Origin of the sequence: Microvirga sp. HBU67558, from assembly GCF_018069605.1 — a bacterium.
In the GTDB taxonomy this organism is placed as follows: domain Bacteria; phylum Pseudomonadota; class Alphaproteobacteria; order Rhizobiales; family Beijerinckiaceae; genus Microvirga; species Microvirga terrae.
Genome location: NZ_JAGPUP010000562.1, coordinates 133645 through 153615 on the forward strand (window position 1 = coordinate 133645; position 19971 = coordinate 153615).

A 19971-nucleotide genomic window follows, 5' to 3' on the forward strand; every position below is an offset into this window, starting at 1 on the left:
ACGAAAGGCAGAACCGCCCCTGCCTTCCGCCGCCTGAAACGCAAAAGGCCGGGCGTTGCCCGGCCTTTTCTTCGTTCTGGAGCTTGAGATGAATCCCGAACGCGGCTCCCGCGTTCGGGATCGTCCCCTTATTCCGCCGCCAGAGCCTGGCGATGGGGATGCGCCTCCTCGGCCCGAGCGACCCGCACCGTCTCCTTCGAGATGAAGGTGTAGAACATCGGGACCACGAAGAGAGTGAAGATCGTGCCGATCGACATGCCCGACGCGATTACGAGACCCATGGAGAAGCGGGCCGCCGCGCCTGCGCCGCTGGCATAGAGGAGCGGGGCGACGCCGAGCACCATGGCGGCCGTGGTCATGAGGATCGGGCGAAGACGCACGCGCGCCGCCTCCTCGATGGCCTCACGCTTGCTGACGCCGTGCTTCTCCTTCTGCTCGTTAGCGAACTCCACCATCAGGATGCCGTGCTTGGTGATCAGTCCCACCAGGGTGATCAGCCCGACCTGCGTGTAGATGTTCAGTGTCGCCAAACCCAGGTTCAGGAAGATCATGGCGCCGAACATGGAGAGCGGCACCGACATCATGATGATGAACGGATCGCGGAAGCTCTCGAACTGCGCTGCCAGCACCAGATAGATCACGATGACCGCAAGGCCGAAGGCCATGAAGATCGAGCTGCCCTCCTGGATCTCCAGGCGCGACTGGCCGGCATAATCCTCGTAGAAGCCCTGAGGCATGACCTCCTTGCCGATGGAGCGCAGCGTCGCCAGCCCTTCCGACGTGGTCACGCCAGGCAGAGGCAGCGCCGAGACGGTCGCCGAGTTGAGCTGGTTGAACTGCTCGATGGCGGCTGGCGCGGCGTCTGTCTTAATGCTGACCAGGGCGGAGAGCGGCACCATGGATCCATCGGAGGCCCGGACGTAGTACTCGGCCAGGCGTTCCGGGTTCAGGCGGTCCTCCTGCCGGACCTGGCTGACGACGTCGTAGCTCCGGCTGTCGCGGTCGAACTTGGAGATCGGCGCGCCGCCCACGAGGGCCCCGAGCGTGTTGCCGATCTCGGAAACCGGCACGCCGAGCGCGGCGGCGCGATCACGATCCACGGTGATGCGGGCACGCGGGGTCTCATAGGAGAGCGAGTTCTGGACGACGATGAACTTGCCTGACTTCATCGCACGCTGGCGGATCTGCTCGGCCACCTCGAAGGCCTGCGACGAGTCGCCGATGGTGCGCAGCACATACTGGATCGGCAGGCCGTCGCCGCCGCCCGGCAGGGACGGAGGCGCGAAGGCGAAGGCCTGCACGCCCGCGTTCTCGTTCAGGAGGTTCTGGATGTCCTGCTTGGTCACCGCACCCTTCTTCTCGCGCTCGCTCCACTCCTTCAGCTTGAAGCCGAAGAAGCCGCCGCCGGCACCGTCGATGCCGACGATGAGGAAGCTGTCATCGATCTCGGGGATCTTCTCGCCTGCGTTCGTGAACTGCTTCGAGAAGGCCTGAGTGTAATCGGCCGTCGCGTATTTCGGCACGTTGACGATGCCGAGATAGGCGCCTTGATCCTCTTCCGGCGCAAGCTCGGAGGAGGTCTTGGTGAACAGGAACACCGTGGTGCCGAGAAGGACGGCCACGATGACCAGCGTCACGCCGCGATAATCCAGAGACCCCCTCAGGCGCCTTCCATACCAGTTCTCGAGCCGCGTGAAGGTGCGGTCCACGAAGGCGGCGAACCGGCCCTGCCCGCCGTGCGGCTTCAGGAGCTTCGAGGACATCATCGGCGAGAGCGTCACCGCGACGATGCCCGAGATGACCACCGATCCCGCCAGCGTGAAGGCGAACTCCCGGAACAGCGAGCCCGTCAAGCCTTGCGTGAAGCCGATCGGCGCATACACGGCCGCCAGGGTGATCGTCATTGACACGATCGGAATGAAGATCTCCTTCATTCCCACGATGGCGGCCTCGACGGGTTTTAAGCCCTCCTCGATGTGCCGGTGGATGTTCTCCAGCACCACGATGGCGTCGTCGACCACGAGACCGATGGCCAGCACCATGGCCAGCAGGGTCAGGAGGTTGATCGAATAGCCCAACGCATAGAGGAAGAAGCACACCCCGATGAGCGAGAGCGGGATCGTCACGATCGGGATCAGCACTGACCGGAAGGATCCCAGGAAGAGCAGGATCACCACCACGACGATGAGCGCCGCTTCGCCGATGGTCTTGAACACCTCCTCGATCGAAGCCGAGATGAAGTTCGACGCATCGTAGACGATCTCGACGGTCATGCCCTTCGGCAGGGTCGGGCGGATCGAGTCGATGGCCGTCGTGACGGCGGCCGCGACGGTCAGCGGATTGGCCGACGGGGTCGGGGTGATGCCGATGAAGGTGCCCTGGCTGCCGTTGAAGCTGACGATCGTGTCGGTGCTCTCGGGCCCGAGTTCCACGTCCGCCACGTCGCGCAGGCGCACGACCTGATCCCCCTGGGAGCGGATCGGCAGCATGCTGAAGGTCTCGGGCGTCTGCAGGGTGGTCTGCATGTCGAGACGGTAGGCCACGTACTCGCTCTGGGTCTTGCCGGGCGCCGCGAGGAAGTTGTTGGCGTTGATCGCCTGAACGACGTCGCCGGCCGTCACGCCGCGGGCGGCCAGACGGACGGGATCGAGCCAGACTCGCATGGAGAAGTCGCGCCCGCCGAGGATCTCGGCGTTGCCGACGCCCTCAAGCGTCGCGAAGCGCGGCTGCACCACCCGGGTCAGGAACTCGGAGACCTGCTCCGGATTCATCTCCGTGCTGCCGAAGGTGATGTACATGAGGGCGAAGCTCTGGCCCGTGCCCTTCATGATCACCGGATCCTCGGCCTCCGAGGGAAGCTGGGCGCGGACCTGCTGCACCTTTGCGGTGACCTCGGTGAGCGCCGCGTTCGGATCCGTGTTCAGACGCATGCGCACGGACACGGTGCTGATGCCGAGACGGCTCTGCGTCGTCACGTAGTCCACGCCTTCCGCGCTCGACACGGACTTGGCAATAGGCGTGCTGATGAAGCCCTGGATCAGGTCGGCGCTAGCGCCTGTATAGGTCGTCGTGATCGTGATCGTGGTTTCCTCGACCTCAGGATACTGACGCACCTGCAGGCTCATCAGACCCTGCGCGCCGAGCAGCAGGATCAGGAGGCTCACCACCATCGACAGGACGGGGCGGCGGATGAAAAGTTCAGTGAAACTCATGGCTGATGCCTATTGCCCGCTCGCGAGCTTGGATGTGTCGAGCTTCGTGACGTCAATGGAGTTGTCGATCTTGACGGTCGCGCCGGACTGCAGCTTGTTCTGCCCCGAGGCGACCACCTGCTGGCCCGGATTCACGCCGGAGACGATCTCGAGAGCGCCGCCGCGGCGACGGCCGGTCTTCACGAAGACCTGCTTGGCGGTGAGGACCGGCTTGCCGTCCTTCTGCTCCTCGTCGATCGTGTAGACGTAGTCGCCGTAGAGGCTGGCGATGACGGCAGTCTGCGGCACGGTCATGACATTCGGCTGCTCGGGCAGGATCACCTCGACGTGGAGGAACTGACCCGGCAGGATGGCGCCGTCCTTGTTGTTCTCGACGAGCGCCTGGACCGAGACGAGCCGGGTCTTGGGATCAACGCGGGGATCCTTGCCGATAACGCGGCCCTTGAACGGAAGATTACCCTCGGTCGTTCCGAGATGGATCTCCTGGCCGAGCTTGACCTCGCTGGCGCGCTGCTCCGGAACCGTGAAATCGACCTTCATCGACGACAGATCCTGGAAGCTCGCGATGACGGTCCCGGGCTGCAGGTACTGGCCGACATCGATCCGCGGAATGCCGATCACGCCCGAGAAGGGCGCCTTCAGGGCCTTCTGCTCGATCGTCGCCTGCAGGCGTGCGAGGCGGGAGCGGGCCGCCGCGAGCAGGGCGCTGGCCTGATCGAGATTGGCCTCCGTGCCGTAGCCGCGGGCCGACAGGGCCTTGGCGCGCTCGAAGCTGCTCTCGGCCGTCTTGACGTTGGCTTGAACGTCCTGAATGTCGGAGCGTTCGACCGTATCGTCGAGCTGGACGAGAACCTCGCCCTGGCGGACCTCCTGGTTCGCCTTGAACTTGATCTGGCTGACGATGCCGGCTGTCTCGAAGGCGAGCTCGACGCCGTTCGCCGCCTTGGCCGTGCCGATGGCGCCGATGCTGGGGGTCCAGGTCTTCGCCTCGACCTTGGCGGCCGAGATCGTCTGCGGCGGCGGCTGCATGGTGGCGAAGAACTGGGTGATCATCTTGTCGCGGAAGAAGTTGAACCAGACCAGTCCGGCGCAAAGTCCGATTGCAAGAATGAAGACAAGAGCAACTACAATGCGCCGTTTCATAGGCTTTTTCCGAGAGTTAGGGCTCAATCCTCAAGCCCTGTACGACTATGGTGGGTGCGGCAATAGCGTAACTTTACCTTGACGCCAAGGCCGTGAGAGTGAATTTCTATACCGTCTGGACGGTTTAGTTGCAAGTGCGGCGACGCACGAGACAAGAGATGTAGATGCTGTTTTCCTGTACCAGAGGCCGCAAGAGTTCCCGGGAAAAAATTCTGGACGCGGCTGCAGAACTCGTCGGCGAGATCGGCGCCGGACGGCTGACGCTCGACGCCGTGGCCGAGCGCGCCGGGCTCAGCAAGGGCGGGCTCCTGTATAATTTTCCAACCAAGGATGCGCTTCTCCAGGCCATGATCCAGCGCATGATCGACCAGGTCGCGTTCGAAAAGGACGCTTTGCGCAAGCAGGCCGGTCCGGGACCCAACCGCGAGGCACGGGTCGTGACGAAGACCCTGCTGAACTTCTGCTGCGGCGGAAAGATGCAGGACATGGCCACCGGCATGATGGCGGCGACCGCCGAGAATCCGAGCCTTCTCGACCCCGTCCGTCAGGTGATCAGCACCACCCTGGAGCAGCTGAAGGCGAATTCGGACGATCTGGACTCCGCCCTCCTGGGCTGGCTTGCCACCGAAGGGCTGAGCAGCCTCGAGATGCACAAGCTCAGCCCGTTCTCGGAAGAGGACCGCGAGCGGATCGTGAAGGCGATCGACCGGCTCGTCAGCAAAGGCATCGCCGAATAACCCAGGCGGGCCTCAGGCCATCCAGGACGGATCGTTCAGGATGTCGTCCGTGTGCTCCCCGAGACGCGGCGAAGGCCGGCCGGCCACCATCGGCTGCCCATCCATGACGATGGGCGAGCGGACGGACGGGATGGCCCCGCCCTTGGCCGCCGCGGACGGCAGGTCGATCCTCATGCCCCGGGCGACGACCTGCGGATCGTCGAAGACGTCGGCCACCGTGTTGATGGGACCGGCCGGGACCCCCTGCCCCTCCAGGGCCGACAGCAGATCCTCGCGGGTGAAGGCCAGGGTCAGCTCCGTGAGCAGGGGCACGAGCGCGGCCCGGTGGCCGACGCGGCCCGCATTGGTCCGGAAGCGCTCGTCCCGCGCCAGGTCGGGCTTTCCGAGCACGGACACGAAGCGGGCGAACTGCCCGTCATTGCCCACCGCTACGATCACATGGCCGTCAGCGACAGGAAACACCTGGTAGGGCACGATATTGGGATGGGCGTTGCCCATGCGGCGCGGGGACTTCCCCGACGCCAGATAGTTCATGGCCTGATTGGCGAGCACGCTCGTCTGCACGTCAAGGAGGGCCATGTCGAGATGCCCCCCCTGCCCGGTCTGGTCCCGCCGGCGAAGCGCCGCCAGGATGCCCACGACCGAATAAACGCCCGTGAAGATGTCCACATAGGCGACGCCGATCTTATGCGGTTCCCCTTGAGGGTCTCCCGTCAGGTCCATGATGCCGCCGAGGCCCTGGATCATGAAATCGTAGCCGGCCCGGGCGGCATAGGGGCCGTTCTGCCCGAATCCCGTGATCGAGCAATAGACGAGACGCTGATTGACGCTTCTCAGGCTCTCGTAGTCGAGGCCGTACTTCTTCAGCCCGCCGACCTTGAAGTTCTCGATCACCACGTCCGCATGAGCTGCCAGCCTGCGGACAAGCTCCTGCCCCTCGGGCGTCTCGAAATCGACCGCCATGGAGCGCTTGCCGCGGTTGCAGGAATGGAAGTAGGCCGCCGAGAGATCGCCCCCGTCTGCCCCTTCGACGAAGGGCGGGCCCCATCCGCGGGTATCGTCGCCGGCACCCGGACGCTCCACCTTGACCACGTCCGCGCCGAGATCGGCCAGAAGCTGGCCGACCCAGGGGCCCGCGAGAATGCGTGCGAGTTCGAGGACTTTGAGGCCTTCGAGCGGTTTCATGACAGTCAGTCCATCACGGCGTCGAGGCCGCGCTTCAAGCCGATGAAGGACAGAACGCGACGGGCCGCCAGCAGGGTGCCGGCCACATAGGGAGCCGCCGAGGCGCCCGCATCGTGGCGGATCACCAGCCGCTCGTTGTCCGCCCCGAACACGGCCTCGCAGGAGAGCACGAAGGACGGCATGCGCAGCGAATGGACCTGGACCGGCTCCTTCCCGCCCAGGGAGCCCCCGCGGGTTTCCTTAACCCCGGTCAGGTCCTCGATCGGCTTCGACGTGGCCGGCAGGCGCACCTCGCTCAGGAGCTCCGCCAGCTCCCGGGCGGTCCCCGAGGGCGTATCGGGCTTCTTGGCGGAGGCGTAGTCGATGACCTCCACGTCCGGGACGTAGCGGGCCGCTTCCAGGGCGAAGCGGCGGAGCAGCGTTGCCGTGATCGAGAAGTTGCCGGCGGCGAGCACCCCGCGCTCGGCCTCGAGCGCCCGACGGTCGATCTCGGCGTAATCCTCGGCGGAGAGCCCGGACGTGCCGACGACCACATGCCGCCCCTGAGCAAGCGCCGTCAGGGCATGGGCCTTGACCGCGCCGGGCTTGGTGTAGTCGATCACCACGTCGGACGGGGCCTCCAGGGCCTCCTCCAGCGTGGCGCTGACCGGCACCCCGAGGCGGGCAAGCCCGACAGCTTCGCCAGCATCCTGGCCTGCCGCGCTGCGGCTGACCGCTCCCGCAAGCACGAGATCGTCGGAGGCGGCGATCGCCGCCACGAGGGCCTTGCCGACCCAGCCGGTCGATCCCGCCAAGGTGATCCGAACTGACATGCGCTACCAGCCCTCTCTCAGAAGAACGCCTGCAGGCCCGTCTGCGCGCGGCCCAGAATCAGGGCGTGCACGTCATGCGTGCCCTCGTAGGTGTTCACGGTCTCCAGGTTCTGCGCATGGCGCATGACATGATATTCCTCCTGGATACCATTTCCGCCGTGCATGTCGCGGGCCTGACGGGCGATCTCCAGAGCCTTGCCGCAATTGTTGCGCTTGACCAGCGAGATCATCTCCGGCGCGACGCGGCCCTCGTCGAAGAGGCGGCCGACACGAAGCGAGGCGTGCAGGCCGAGCGTGATCTCGGTCATCATGTCGGCCAGCTTCTTCTGCACGAGCTGGGTTGCGGCGAGCGGCCGGTCGAACTGCTTGCGGTCGAGGGTATATTGGCGCGCCCGGTGCCAGCAATCCTCCGCAGCGCCCAGGGAACCCCAGGAAATGCCGTATCGGGCCCTGTTGAGGCAGCCGAACGGGCCTTTCAGACCCGACACATTGGGCAGCAGCGCATCTTCGCCCACCTCGACGCCGTCCATGACGATCTCGCCGGTGATGGAGGCACGCAGGGAGAGCTTGCCGCCGATCTTCGGCGCGGAGAGGCCCTTCATGCCCTTCTCCAGAACGAAGCCGCGGATCTGGTTGTCGTGAGCCTCCGACTTAGCCCAGACCACGAAGACATCCGCGATCGGAGAGTTGGAGATCCACGTCTTCGAACCGCTCAGCCGGTAGCCGCCATCGGTTCTGACCGCGCGGGTCTTCATGCCGGCCGGATCGGATCCCGCATCCGGTTCCGTGAGGCCGAAGCAGCCCACGAACTCGCCGGAAGCGAGCTTCGGCAGGTATCGCCGGCGCTGCTCCTCGGAGCCATACGCATAGATCGGGTACATGACGAGGGAGGACTGCACGCTCATCATCGAGCGATAGCCGGAATCAACCCGCTCGACCTCGCGTGCGACGAGGCCGTAGGCCACGTAGGAGGCGCCTGCGCAGCCGTAATCCTCGGGCAGGGTCACACCGAGAAGCCCTAATGCGCCCATTTCGTTGAAGATCGAGCGATCGGTCTTCTCCTCACGATAGGCCTCGATCACCCGCGGCAGGAGCTTCTCCTGGGCATAGGCGCGAGCCGTATCGCGGATCATGCGCTCGTCATCCGTCAAGAGATCGTCGAGGAGGAGCGGGTCGTCCCACTTGAGCTTCGCGTAGTCCTGAGCACCGGCCATAACGATCATCCTTCCCAGAGCGTTTGCGGTCAGCCGTCAAGGCTGTGAATTTGAGCGGCAAAATCGCGCTGGACAGGGGAAATGTAAATCGACATCTTCGCAGCAGGTTATTCTGAAACGGAATGAAGGTTTGTTTCGTCGCGGCTTTCTGCCCAATGTGGGCAATCTCCTGGCCTTTGAGGCCACGGCCCGCCACGGCAGCGTATCGAGAGCCGCCGAGGAGCTGAACCTGACCCAGAGCGCCGTATCGCGTCAGATCCAGCAGCTGGAGGAGTCCCTTGGGGTCTCGCTGTTCAGCCGCTCCCGGCAGCGGGTCGTGCTCACCGATGTTGGGCGCATGTATGCCTCCCAAGTGCGCAGCACCCTGTCGGAACTCTCCAATGCCACCCATCAGGCGATTGCGCTTTCCGGGACGAGCGGCGTTTTGAACCTGGCCACCCTGCCGACCTTCGGCACGCGCTGGCTCATCCCGCGCATCCCCGACTTCTTCGCCCGGCACCCCGGCGCAACGGTCAATTTCGGCGTGCGCCTCGTTCCCTTCGACTTCGCCGCCGAACCCTTCGATGCGGCAATCCACTTCGGCGAACCGCACTGGCCTGGCGCGGTCTGCGAACTTCTCAGGACCGAGGAGGTCGTGCCCGTCTGCAGTCCGGCCTACCGACAGCGGGAAAGCCTGCTGTCGCCTCAGGATCTCACCCGTGCCACCTTGCTCCAGCAAAGCACCCGCCCGACCGCATGGGCGGAGTGGTTCGCCAGCGTTGACACTAAGGTCGGTAATCCTCTGCGCGGCCCCCGCTTCGAGCAATTCGCCATGGTGGCCCAGGCCGCGGCGGCGGGCTTAGGCGCCGCCCTCATTCCGCATTTCCTGATCGCGGACGAACTCGCCTCAGGACGCCTCGAGATCCTGTTTCCTCATACTCTCGCCAGCGGCGGCGCGTATTATCTCGTCTATCCGGAGCATAAGGCAGAGACGCCGCTCCTGCGCTCCTTCCGCGACTGGATCCTGGAGAGGATCCGTCAGGGATAGACCCGCTTCGGCTTCATGGTGCGGAAGCTCAAGGTGAAAGCCACTATTCCGCAGACCACGATGGCACTGACCATCGAGAGAGGCGTGCCGTTGTAGAAGGTGCTGACCAGCACGATGATCACGGCACCCGTGCTGAGCTGCAGGGTACCCATGAGCGCCGAAGCGGTGCCGGCTACGGGGCCATGCTCCTCAAGCGCCAGCACGGCGGTCGAGGGAATGACATAGCCGAGACAGCCGAAGGAGACGAAGAGCAGCCCCCATAGAATATAGGCGTTGTCGACACCGAGGACCGTGAGCACGAACAGCAGGATCACCAAGGCAGCAAAGGCCGAGATGGCGGTTCTCACGACCCGCTCGGCTCCGAAACGCCTCATGAAGAAGCTGTTGAATTGCGCACTGCCGATGAACGCGATGGCATTCGAGGCGAAGACCAGGCTGTACGCCGAGGGCGTCAGACCGAAATGCTCGATGAAGATCACCGATGATCCGGCAAGATAAGCAAAAAAGCTCGCTTGGCTGAAGCCGCCGATGAAGGCAAGTCCCAGAAAACGGCGGTCCTTAAGAAGACTTCTATAGGTGGCGAAGGCCTGCGCGATGCCATTCCCCCCAGCATTCGACCGGTGAGTTTCAGGCAGAAGGAAAACGACGACGGCGAGACCCGCGAGGCCGATGGTCGCAATGGCCCAGAAGATGGCCCGCCAGCTGAAGAATGCCGTCAGAGTGCTGCCGGCGAGGGGCGCCAGAATGGGCGAGACGCTGAAGACGAGCATGGTCGTTGCCATCAGGCGGGCTGCCTCGTGCCCGGTATGCAGATCACGAATGATCGCCCGTGGGATCACCATGGCGGCGCAGGAGCCGACGCCCTGGAGGAATCGGAACGCGATGAGCGTCTCGACATTCGGCGCGAAACTGCACCCGATACCTGCCAGGACGAAGAGCCCCAGTCCGAAATAGAGCGGCGGCTTGCGGCCGAACCGGTCGGAGAGCGGCCCATAGGCGATCTGACAGACTGCGACCGCCAGGAAGAAGCTCATCAGGCTCATCTGCACGGCACTGACGTCAACCTGGAATTCTCGGGCGATGGCCGGAAAGGACGGCAGGTACATGTCGATAGCGAAGGGCCCGACGGCCGAGAGCATGCCGAGGACGAGCGCATTGCGCAAAAAGGCGGATTTCATGGAAAACGGCTTTCCTAGGCCCCGACCGGAGAGCCGGGATAGAGAAAACGGCCCGCCCACGGCAGGAACGGGTCAGGCAATGCGGGCAAAGGGGACCCGAGAGCGCCTCGGGCCGTGAGAACCGGAGGCGTGCAGCTTGTAAGCCTTCCAAGGCGTGGGTTCAAGACAGTCGTCATCGACGGCCGGATTATAGTCCGCTCGACCATAATGCTTACGGTTCGTTAACCATGAATGGTCATAGCTGATTAACCATCCAGTGGGATGAGCTGATCCGCAACGACCTGTCCCTGTGGGCGGCCGGCACCAGAGTTATCAAAGTTCTTCATGACCGCCTCGATCCCTTCGCATCAGACGAATCTGAGTGTTTCGCGATCCGCATCACGGTCGGGTTCCATCGGTCGAAACGCAGTCAAGCTTCGTAAGCTCAGAGATTTCCTTGCAGCTGGTGCCGCTCTGATGATGGTTGCCGCTTGCGCGGGCCGGTCGGATCTGGGATTTGCAAGCCTCATGGCAGAGGTTCCGGCAACCCGCGCAGTCGTCGTTCCGCCACCTGGCGGTCCTTCTGTCGTTGCTGTCTTGCAGCAGCAATATCAGAATGGTCTCTCGCAGGAGATCGCCCTCTCGACAGCCTCACGGACGACGGGGCAGAACGCCTTCTATGTCAGCCTGCTGAACAATACCTCCGGTAGCATGGAAATTCCCGATACCCTGTCCCTCGCTACCCTAACGCCGGATCGCATTCAGAGAGAGATGGAAGAGCGGATCCCGGGTGTCGAGATGGAAACCTCGCTGGTCTACGTTCAGAACAGGTTTGGGCCCTTCGGCTTCGCCACGGGACGTTCCGCCACCGGCGACCTGTGCCTTTATGCTTGGCAGCGGATTGAGCCCGGCGAACCGGCGATCTTCGTGCCAGGTGGTGCTGTCTCGGTGCGGTTGCGTCTGTGCGATGCAGATGCCAGCATCGATCAACTACTGCGGGTCTTCTACGGCTACTCGATCGCAGCCTATTACCGCCAGGAATCGTGGAGTCCATATGGAGCTCCGCCCTCGCCACCGGCAAGTTTCGGGGGACGGGATGCACCCATGTACCCCCTGGGCCTCAATGATGGCGGAGAAAGCACGACGGTTGTCCGCCGGCGGATCGAATCTGGAGAGAACCGCCGGTCCGCTCCTGCAGGCGTGCCAAGGCGGGCTATCGACAAGGATACGGTCGCGCCTGCCACGCCAATCCCCGCTCCCTTGGAAGCGGCGCCGCCGGCCGGGTTCCCGGTCGTCCCGCCACCGCCCGCCCAGTGACACGAGCATGCATATAACGTTATTGCGTGGGATAACACTATATTTACCGCTGTGACATTAGGCCTAAGGAACACTGGCGATATATTAATAGACCCGACTTTAGTCTTGGCTTAAGCGTGCAATCTCCCACGCGAACATCTTAGCTGAGAATCCAGACGATGCGGGCAGGTCTTATCGTGGCCTTGTGGGCTGTGGCGGCGGTATTGATCGTCTCGATCGTAGCTCTCCCCATCAGCCTCCAGGCACATCTCGTTGCGGGCCTCACCGTCGTGGCTTGCATGATCATCCTCAAGTTCTTCCGCGCCCAAGGCATCTGGCGCCTGATCGCACTGGCTCTCGGTACGGCGATCGTCCTGCGCTACGTTTTCTGGCGCACCACCAGCACGATCCCGCCGATCACGGAAGTCGCGAGCTTCATCCCGGGCTTCCTGCTGTATCTCGCCGAGATGTACAGCGTCATGATGCTGTTCCTGAGCCTTTTCGTGGTGTCGAGCCCCCTTAAATCGCGCAAGGCGCCGCAGATCGACCCGGAGAACCTGCCGACCGTCGACGTCTTCGTCCCGAGCTACAATGAAGGCGCCGATCTCCTGTCCACGACCCTGGCGGCCGCGAAAGCCATGACGTACCCTTCGGACAAGGTTACGGTCTGGCTTCTGGATGACGGCGGCACGGACGAAAAGTGCAATTCGAGCAATGCCGCCGCGGCCCAGCAGGCTCGCGAGCGGCGGGCCGAATTGCAGGCTCTTTGTGCCGTCATGGACGTGAAATACCTGACGCGGGCACGCAACCTGCATGCCAAGGCCGGAAATCTCAATAATGGCCTGGAGCACTCGACCGGCGATCTGGTGGCCGTGTTCGATGCCGATCATGCCCCCGCGCGCAGCTTCCTGACGGAAACGGTCGGATATTTTACCACGGACAAGAACCTGTTTCTGGTTCAGACCCCACACTTCTTCATCAATCCCGATCCGCTCGAGCGCAACCTGGGCACCTTCCAGACGATGCCATCCGAGAACGAGATGTTCTACGGGGTGATCCAGCGCGGCCTCGACAAGTGGGATGCGGCCTTCTTCTGCGGCTCGGCCGCCGTGCTTCGGCGCGAGGCTCTCCAGGAGACCAACGGCTTCAGCGGCGTGAGCATCACCGAGGATTGCGAGACGGCCCTGGAGCTCCATTCCCGCGGCTGGACGAGCGTCTATGTGGACAAGCCGCTGATTGCGGGTCTGCAGCCCGACAGTTTCGCCAGCTTCATCGGCCAACGCTCGCGCTGGGCACAGGGCATGATGCAGATCCTGCGTTACAAGTTCCCGCCTTTCAAGCGCGGGCTGAAGATCTCGCAGCGCCTGTGCTACATGTCGAGCAGCATGTTCTGGCTGTTTCCGTTCTCGCGGTTCTGCTTCCTCGTCTCGCCGCTCTGCTATCTATTCTTTTCGCTCGAAATCTTCACTGCATCCGGAGGCGAGTTCCTCGCCTACACCTTCACCTACATGATGGTGAACTTCATGATGCAGAACTATCTCTACGGTCGCTATCGTTGGCCGTGGATCTCGGACCTTTATGAATACATCCAGACGATCTATCTTCTGCCGGCCGTCCTGTCGGTGATCGCCAATCCCAGCAAACCCACCTTCAAGGTCACGGCGAAGAACGAATCGATGGAGGAAAGCCGCGTTTCGGAATTGGGAACGCCCTACTTCATCATTTTCGGCATCCTGATCCTGGGCGTCATCGCCACCGGCATCCGCGTCTGGGCGGAGCCCTACAAGGCCGACCTCACCCTGGTGACGGGCGCTTGGAACGTTCTCAACCTCGTCATCGCAGGCTGCGCCCTCGGCGTGGTGTCGGAGCGGGCCACACGGCGCCAGAGCCACCGGGTCCGGGTCGAACGCCCCTGCCGCTTCATTATGGGTGATGAGATCATCGATGCGGTCCTGAAAGATGTTTCCGTCGGCGGCGCAAGGGTTCACGTCCCGCCTTCCGCCGAGCCGAAGCTGAAGAAGGGCACGTCGGGCACGCTCGAGTTCCAGCCTTTCTCCAGCCTTCCGATCCAGCATCTGCCGATGGAAATCCGCAAGGTCGGCATGGACGACAAGGGCCTGCTGCTCGGCTGCCGCTTCATGATCGAGAAGCCCGAACATCGTCGGATGATCGCCGATCTGGTTTTCGCCAATGCCGATCAATGGAGCAAATTCCAGAAGAACCGGCACCATGATATCGGTGTCCTCCGCGGCACGCTCTGGTTCTTCATGGTCGCGTTCTATCAGACAGGGCGAGGCCTCTCCTATTTCTTCGGCCTGCAGAGGATCGGCGCCTCCAACCCTCCGGCGCCGTCCGTGGCTCCAGCCGTCAAGTAGAGGTCTATCGTGCGTCGGGTCTTGATCTTCCCTCTGCTGGCCGCTCAGGCCATGGTCGCGCAGAACGTTGTCGCCCAGGCCCCCTTCGGCATGTCGCCCGGTGGACCGAGCGCACCGTCGTCAATCCGGCCCGGGCCGCAGCAGGATCCCGGGCTGCAAGCCCCATCCGCGGCACCCTTCGAGATGCGCCAGCCCGGCGTGTCGCCCTCGCCCCCTCCCACAGCAGCGCCTGCGCCGCAATCCGGCAATGCAGCACCGTTCGCTGTAAGCCCGCAACGTCCGGCTCCCGCGTCTCCCCCGCCCCAGGCCGGAACATCTCCCGCCAGACCCGCCGCACTACCTGCAACAGGAACGGCAGCGGTCCGCAATCCAGCCCGCATTGAACGTCCCGTGCTTCCGTTCGAGACGATTCGCCTCGAGGGTGAGACGGATGCTCGATCCTGGACCTTCCATCTCACCCAGGATGAAGCCTCGAGTGGCGCCAGCATCGCGCTCGGCTACAAGAATGCCGTCGTGGCGATGCCCGAAGGCTCGCGCTTGAGAATCGCCATCAACGGCGAATCGGTCGTCGACACGCCGATCTCGTCGCCCACCGACGTCAAGCACATGACGGCCTCGATCCGACCCGGTCTCCTGCGGGCCGGGCAGAACATCATCCGGATGGAAGCCTTCCAGCGCCACAGGACGGACTGCACGATCGAGGCCACCTACGAGCTCTGGACGGACGTGGACTCGGCCTCCACGAAGCTCGTCTTCGCGGACGGCGCGACCAAGACGCTGCGCGGCTTGGACGACCTGCCGGCCGTCGGCGTCGACAACACAGGCGTGACGACAATTCGCGTGGTCGCCCCCAAGATCTACCGCCCGGAGGTCCGCGACCGGCTGCTGCGCCTCGTACAGCTCGTCGCCCTGCGCGGACGTTATGCCCATCCTGTGATCCAGGTGGTGGAAGCCGATCCCGGTCCGTCCCCCATCGGCACGATCAAGGTCGCCATGGGCTTGGCCAGCGAGTTGCGCGGCCTGATTTCAGGCGTGCCGGATGCCGCCATGATCCAGCCCCTGACCATGATGATGCAGGAGACAGGCTCCCTGGGCTCGACCCTGGTCGTGTCCGGGCCGACTTGGCAGGATCTGGACACCGCCATCGGCATCGTTGGCACGAAAGGCATCAATGCCACGCGGACCGAACGCGGCATGATCGACACCGCCTCGTGGCAATGGCCGGAGGTTCCGACCGCCTTCGGTGCGCAATCCTTCCGCTTCGCGGATCTGGGTGTGCCGACGCAGGAATTCTCAGGACGGCGGTTGAAGACCGGCTTTTCCATCAACCTGCCATCCGATTTCTACGCCACGGAATATGGCGAGGCTATCCTGAACCTCGATGCGGCGTATACGTCAGCCGTGCGTCCGGGCAGCCATGTCAACGTGTTCGTCAACGGCATGATCAGCACGCAGATGACGATCACCTCGCAAGGAGACATCGTCCGGCGGCACAAGATCAGAGTGCCTCTCAGGAACTTCAAGTCGGGGCTCAACCACATCACCATCGAGGCTATCCTGCTGACGGACGCGGACGAGCGTTGCGCCCCGGGAGAAACCCTCTCCGAGGCGAACCGCTTCGTCCTGTTCGATACGACCACGCTCGAGTTTCCGACCTATGGGCGGATTGGGCGGCTGCCGGACCTCGCCGTCATGAGCGCAGGTCACTTTCCGGACGACGACCTTCCGACGACGGTGGTTTTAGCCCGGCTCGACCCTCCGAACTATTCCGCAGCCGGCACCCTGCTTGCCCGCATGGCGCGCAGCGCCGGCGCGCCGGTGCGCGCGCAGTTCTCCAACGCTGCATCGGCGGACGACGAATCCGTGCTCTTCATCGGCGCCGTCGATCAGATCCCGGCAGGTCTGCTCAACCGCGTGAAGGTGTCGGAACATCTGCGCATGATCTGGCCATCAACGCCGGCGGTCGGCGAGAAGGCCGGTCAGCAGACGGCCAGTCCAGATTTCAGCCTTCCCGCCTCCCAGGCTTCTCCGGACCGTATCGCTGCGGCCTCAACCGACGAAGTCCGAAAGCGCTGGTCGGAAACGTTCCAACGGCGCGGCGTCATTCAGCAGACAATCGGTACGGTGCAGGACTGGCTGGAGAGGACCTTCAGCCTCTCCCTCGGCTCCTTGGCGCTGGATGAGCGCAGCGAGGCCCCCTATGAACCGCCGCAGCGCGCGTCTCTGCTCATTGCGCAAAGCCGCACCGAAGCATCCGGGGTCTGGACCCTCGTGACGGCCCGGACAGATAAGGGCCTTGCGGCCGAAACGGCCCGCTTGGCCAATCCGACGGTCTGGTCCCAGGTCGCAGGCCGGGCCGTGGCTCTCGAACCTCGGGAGATGAAGCTGCAGGTCGAGCCGATCAAGGACTACCGTTTCGTGCAGACGCTGCCACCCTCACTGACGAATCTGCGTCTCGTAGCGGCGAACTGGATGTCCGCCAACATCCTCCCCTACGCTCTTCTTTTGCTGGCTTGCTGTACGTTCCTGGGCATCGCGACCTCCCTGCTTCTGAACCGTCTGGGGCGCCGCTCATGAGGAACAGGCTGCCTTCGCTCGCTCTGCTCCTGCCTTGCCTTGTTACCGCCCTTTCCTTTCTGATGGTGTCGATGGCTTCGTCCCAGAGCGTTGCAGTTCAGCCATTGAACGTCATGGGGAGCATCTCCCCGGCGGACTGGGAGGCTTATCGCTCGCGGTTCGTGGACGATACCGGAAGGGTCATCGATACGGCCAACGGCAATATCAGTCACAGCGAGGGCCAGGGATACGGGCTGCTGCTTGCCCTGGCGGCCGCCGACCGACGCTCCTTCGAGCAAATCTGGAACTTCACATTCACCGAACTTCTCATCCGGGACGACAACCTGGCCGCATGGAAATGGGATCCTGCGGGCAAGCCGCGAGTCACCGATCGCAACAACGCCTCCGACGGCGATCTGCTCATCGCCTACGCGTTGGCCAAGGCCGGATCCGCCTGGCAGGAGCCCCGCTACACGACAGCCGCGCAGAAGCTCGCCAAGGCGATCGGCAAGAGCACGTTCAGCCGGAGCGGGCGATCCCTGGTCCTCCTGCCGGGCGTTCAAGGCTTCGGCCCTGGCGACCGTCCCGATGGCCCCGTCGTGAACCTCTCCTACTGGGTTTTCGAAGCCTTTCCTGTCCTTGCGGCCCTCGCACCCGAATACGAGTGGAACCGCGTCTGGAGGGACGGGGTCATGCTGCTGCAGCAGGCGACCTCGGGCCGCATCAGGCTCCCAACCGACTGGATTTCGCTCCAGAACGGACTTCAGCCCCAGCCGGCGGATGGTTTTCCTCCCGAGTTCGGTTACAACTCGTTAAGGATACCGCTTTACCTGTTGAGAGCAGGGATGACTGACATGGAGTGGCTGAGGGCTCTCAAGCAGCGCTGGTCTGCGGAGAACGAAGGGGTTGCCGTGGTCAATGTAGTGACCGGACAGATCCGGGAGCGGCTGACCGATCAGGGTTACGCCATTCTGCCTGCAGCCCTCGCCTGTGCGCTGGACGGAACACCTGTTCCCGATTCGCTGAAGACCTTCGAGCCGAGCCTCTATTATCCGTCGACCCTGTATCTGTTGGCCAAATCCCTGCTTGGTGAAAAATACCCGCAATGCGTCTAGTCGGCAGCGCCATAACGATTGCGGTCGCGATCCTGGGCTTCGCGGCAATCGCGCAGCAGACGGGGTCGGACGGCAATCAGCCGCCCGCCGCAGCGCCGCCGTCGCCTCCCGCAAACGGGTCTCAGCCGCAGGTCGATGAGTCCGCCTTGCGCTATTTCGCATCGCAGGGCGATACCCGCCGCGTGAACGCGGAAATTGCACGGTTGCGCGCGCTCTACCCCAACTGGTCACCCCCGAGTGACCTGTCGCAGCTCTCGGGGAATCCCGGCGCCGCGGCACCCGACCCGCTCATCGAGCGACTGTGGAACCTCTATCGCGAAGACCGAATCGCCGAGGTCCGCGCTGCAATCGCAGAGCGTCAGACTACTGACTCGAACTGGAAGCCCCCGGAGGAACTGATCGCCGCCCTCGAGACGGTCGAGGCGCGGCGCCGCCTGACCAATGCGTCGGACACGGGCCAGTGGCGCACGGTTCTGCAAGTTGCCACGGAAGCGCCCAGTCTTCTCACCTGCGTCAACGTAGACGTGCTCTGGCGGGTGGCTGAAGCTTTCGCACGAACCGACCAAGTGAACAGGACGAGGGACGTCTACACTTATCTCCTGCAGAATTGCGCCAATCCGGGCGAACGCCTGGCAACCCTGCAGAAGGCCTTGACCCTGCTTTCCGAGACACAGGTGGCCGCTCTGCTCCAGTTCGAGCGCAAGACGGGCGAGTCACCGGACGATTTCAGCTCCATCCGCGACGAACTGGCCCGTCGCCGTGTCGAGCGGGCTTCCCTCGACAGCAAGGCAACCGCCTCGGCCGAGGATCTCGGCGTGATGGAGCGCCTGATCCAGAACTCGAGCGATGCCGGCCCCGTGCTGATCCTCGGATGGTACAACTACCACCATGGCAATCCCGCCCGTGCCCTCGAACTGTTCAAGACGGCCCTTGACCGGAACGGGGGAACCAAGGCAGCAGAAGGCTACGCCATGACGCTGCGGGCCCTTGAGCGGATCACGGATGCGGAAGCCTTCGCCTATGAATGGCGGGAGCGTGCACCCGAGAACATGAAGATCTATCTCGACGTGGCCACGGCGCTCCTCAGCCAGGACCCGCCGCCACGCCTCGAACCGCAAGTGCTTGCACGAATCGTCCCGGTTGTCACGGCTCAGCGCTTCCCCGACGCGGCACAGGCCCTGGGCTGGTACTCCTACAACACCCAGCAGATCCGCACGGCGCGCGACTGGTTCCGGACAGCCCTGTCCTGGAAGGCCGACGACGAGCCTTCCGCCTATGGATTGGCTCTCACGACCCAGCGTGTGAACGACCGGGCGGGCTTCAACGCTGTCGTCGCTCAATGGCGGAGCCGCTCGCAGCGGATCGCGGACCTTGCGAACGGGGTCAGCACGCCCTCCGGACAGCAGCCTGCCGTTGTTGCGCAGATTCCTATGGCACAGCCGGTCGAGACTGCCGCGCCGCCGGTTCAGCCTCGACCGGAGTCCCGTCAGGTGACCGCCGACCGGGTCGAGACCGAGCAGACCTTCTCCCGCACCGAAGTCAATGTCCGCCGCAGGCAGACCCAGGCCCGCTCTGCCCTCGGGCGCAACTGCGCCATGACGCGCAATCCCGGCGGGCTGACAGGCGACACTGCCCTCACCCGCGGCTGGTGCCTCATGGAGATCAACCGACCCATGGAAGCCGTGGCTGCCTTCGATCAAGCCCTCACCACCGGCAGCAGCCGCACCCGCCAGGAGGCTGCCTACGGCAAGTCCCTCGCATACCTGCGCAAGAACCTGACGTCCGAAGCGGCCATCGCTGCCGCCGAAGCACCGCAGACGCGGGAGCGCCGCGCGGAACTGGGCGCCTCGATCCTGACGCAGCGAGCGTTAGCGGCCTACCGCGACGGACGTTATGTGGAAACTCTCCTCACCCTGAGCGAGCGGGCCCGGATCGTTCCGGAGCAGAACGATCTTCTGCTCATTCGAGGCTGGTCCTACCTCAAGCTCGGTCGCTACGTCGACGCGGAAAAGGTTTTCCGTGCCGTTCAGCAAACCGGCTATTCCGAGGAAGCCGCCGCCGGACTGAATGCCATCGCCGAAGTGACCGGCCAGATGCGCTATTAGCGGGTCGGGCGCAGGCGGTTGTCTAGCCGAGGTTTAC

The 19971-nt window shown here is 63.8% G+C and carries 13 protein-coding genes; 7 read left to right on the plus strand and 6 right to left on the minus strand.

Features of this window, described 5'->3' with window-relative positions; all coding sequences use genetic code 11:
- Positions 1-128 precede the first annotated feature (128 nt).
- Positions 129-3212: an efflux RND transporter permease subunit gene (locus tag KBI52_RS30775; protein ID WP_173949419.1), complete on the minus strand. Its 3084-nt coding sequence runs from the start codon at positions 3210-3212 to the stop codon at positions 129-131.
- A 9-nt stretch (positions 3213-3221) separates the two neighbouring features.
- Positions 3222-4355, minus strand: a complete 1134-nt coding sequence (locus KBI52_RS30780; protein WP_173949420.1) for an efflux RND transporter periplasmic adaptor subunit — start codon at positions 4353-4355, stop codon at positions 3222-3224.
- Positions 4356-4519: 164 nt separating this feature from the next.
- Here KBI52_RS30780 and KBI52_RS30785 point away from each other — a divergent pair, with 164 nt between their 5' ends.
- Positions 4520-5092, plus strand: coding sequence for a TetR/AcrR family transcriptional regulator (locus KBI52_RS30785; protein ID WP_173949421.1), 573 nt, complete (start codon positions 4520-4522; stop codon positions 5090-5092).
- A gap of 12 nt (positions 5093-5104) precedes the next feature.
- On the opposite strand, the gene KBI52_RS30790 is transcribed toward KBI52_RS30785, so the two are convergent.
- The 3 genes from KBI52_RS30790 to KBI52_RS30800 are packed head-to-tail and all read right to left on the minus strand — an operon-like array spanning position 5105 to position 8303.
- Entirely contained in the window at positions 5105-6277 is a 1173-nt protein-coding gene (locus tag KBI52_RS30790) for a CaiB/BaiF CoA-transferase family protein (protein WP_173949422.1), read from the minus strand.
- 5 nt (positions 6278-6282) lie between these two features.
- Positions 6283-7089, minus strand: a complete 807-nt coding sequence (dapB, locus tag KBI52_RS30795; protein WP_173949423.1) for a 4-hydroxy-tetrahydrodipicolinate reductase — start codon at positions 7087-7089, stop codon at positions 6283-6285.
- A gap of 17 nt (positions 7090-7106) precedes the next feature.
- The gene (locus KBI52_RS30800) at positions 7107-8303 is read right to left on the minus strand and encodes an acyl-CoA dehydrogenase (RefSeq protein WP_173949424.1); all 1197 of its coding nucleotides are present in this window, start codon (positions 8301-8303) and stop codon (positions 7107-7109) included.
- Positions 8304-8433: 130 nt separating this feature from the next.
- On the opposite strand from KBI52_RS30800, the gene KBI52_RS30805 reads away from it, so the two are divergent.
- Positions 8434-9330, plus strand: coding sequence for a LysR family transcriptional regulator (locus KBI52_RS30805; protein ID WP_173949425.1), 897 nt, complete (start codon positions 8434-8436; stop codon positions 9328-9330).
- Here KBI52_RS30805 and KBI52_RS30810 read toward each other — a convergent pair.
- Positions 9321-10508, minus strand: a complete 1188-nt coding sequence (locus KBI52_RS30810; protein WP_210812699.1) for a multidrug effflux MFS transporter — start codon at positions 10506-10508, stop codon at positions 9321-9323. The two genes, KBI52_RS30805 and KBI52_RS30810, sit on opposite strands and share 10 nt — an antisense overlap.
- A 507-nt stretch (positions 10509-11015) precedes the next feature.
- Between KBI52_RS30810 and bcsN the strand changes: the two genes are divergently transcribed.
- The 5 genes from bcsN (at position 11016) to KBI52_RS30835 (ending at position 19934) form a co-directional block, all read left to right on the plus strand.
- The gene (gene bcsN, locus KBI52_RS30815; RefSeq protein ID WP_210812700.1) at positions 11016-11804 is read left to right on the plus strand and encodes a cellulose biosynthesis protein BcsN; all 789 of its coding nucleotides are present in this window, start codon (positions 11016-11018) and stop codon (positions 11802-11804) included.
- Between the two features lie 158 nt (positions 11805-11962).
- Positions 11963-14158, plus strand: coding sequence for a UDP-forming cellulose synthase catalytic subunit (gene bcsA, locus KBI52_RS30820; protein ID WP_173949428.1), 2196 nt, complete (start codon positions 11963-11965; stop codon positions 14156-14158).
- A gap of 9 nt (positions 14159-14167) precedes the next feature.
- Positions 14168-16735, plus strand: a complete 2568-nt coding sequence (locus tag KBI52_RS30825; RefSeq protein WP_210812701.1) for a cellulose biosynthesis cyclic di-GMP-binding regulatory protein BcsB — start codon at positions 14168-14170, stop codon at positions 16733-16735.
- Positions 16736-16806: 71 nt separating this feature from the next.
- Positions 16807-17829, plus strand: a complete 1023-nt coding sequence (locus KBI52_RS30830) for a glycosyl hydrolase family 8 (RefSeq protein WP_247654742.1) — start codon at positions 16807-16809, stop codon at positions 17827-17829.
- Complete coding sequence (locus KBI52_RS30835; protein WP_210812702.1) at positions 17820-19934, plus strand: tetratricopeptide repeat protein; 2115 nt, start codon at positions 17820-17822, stop codon at positions 19932-19934. Before KBI52_RS30830 ends, KBI52_RS30835 begins: the two co-directional genes overlap by 10 nt.
- Positions 19935-19971: the final 37 nt, after the last annotated feature.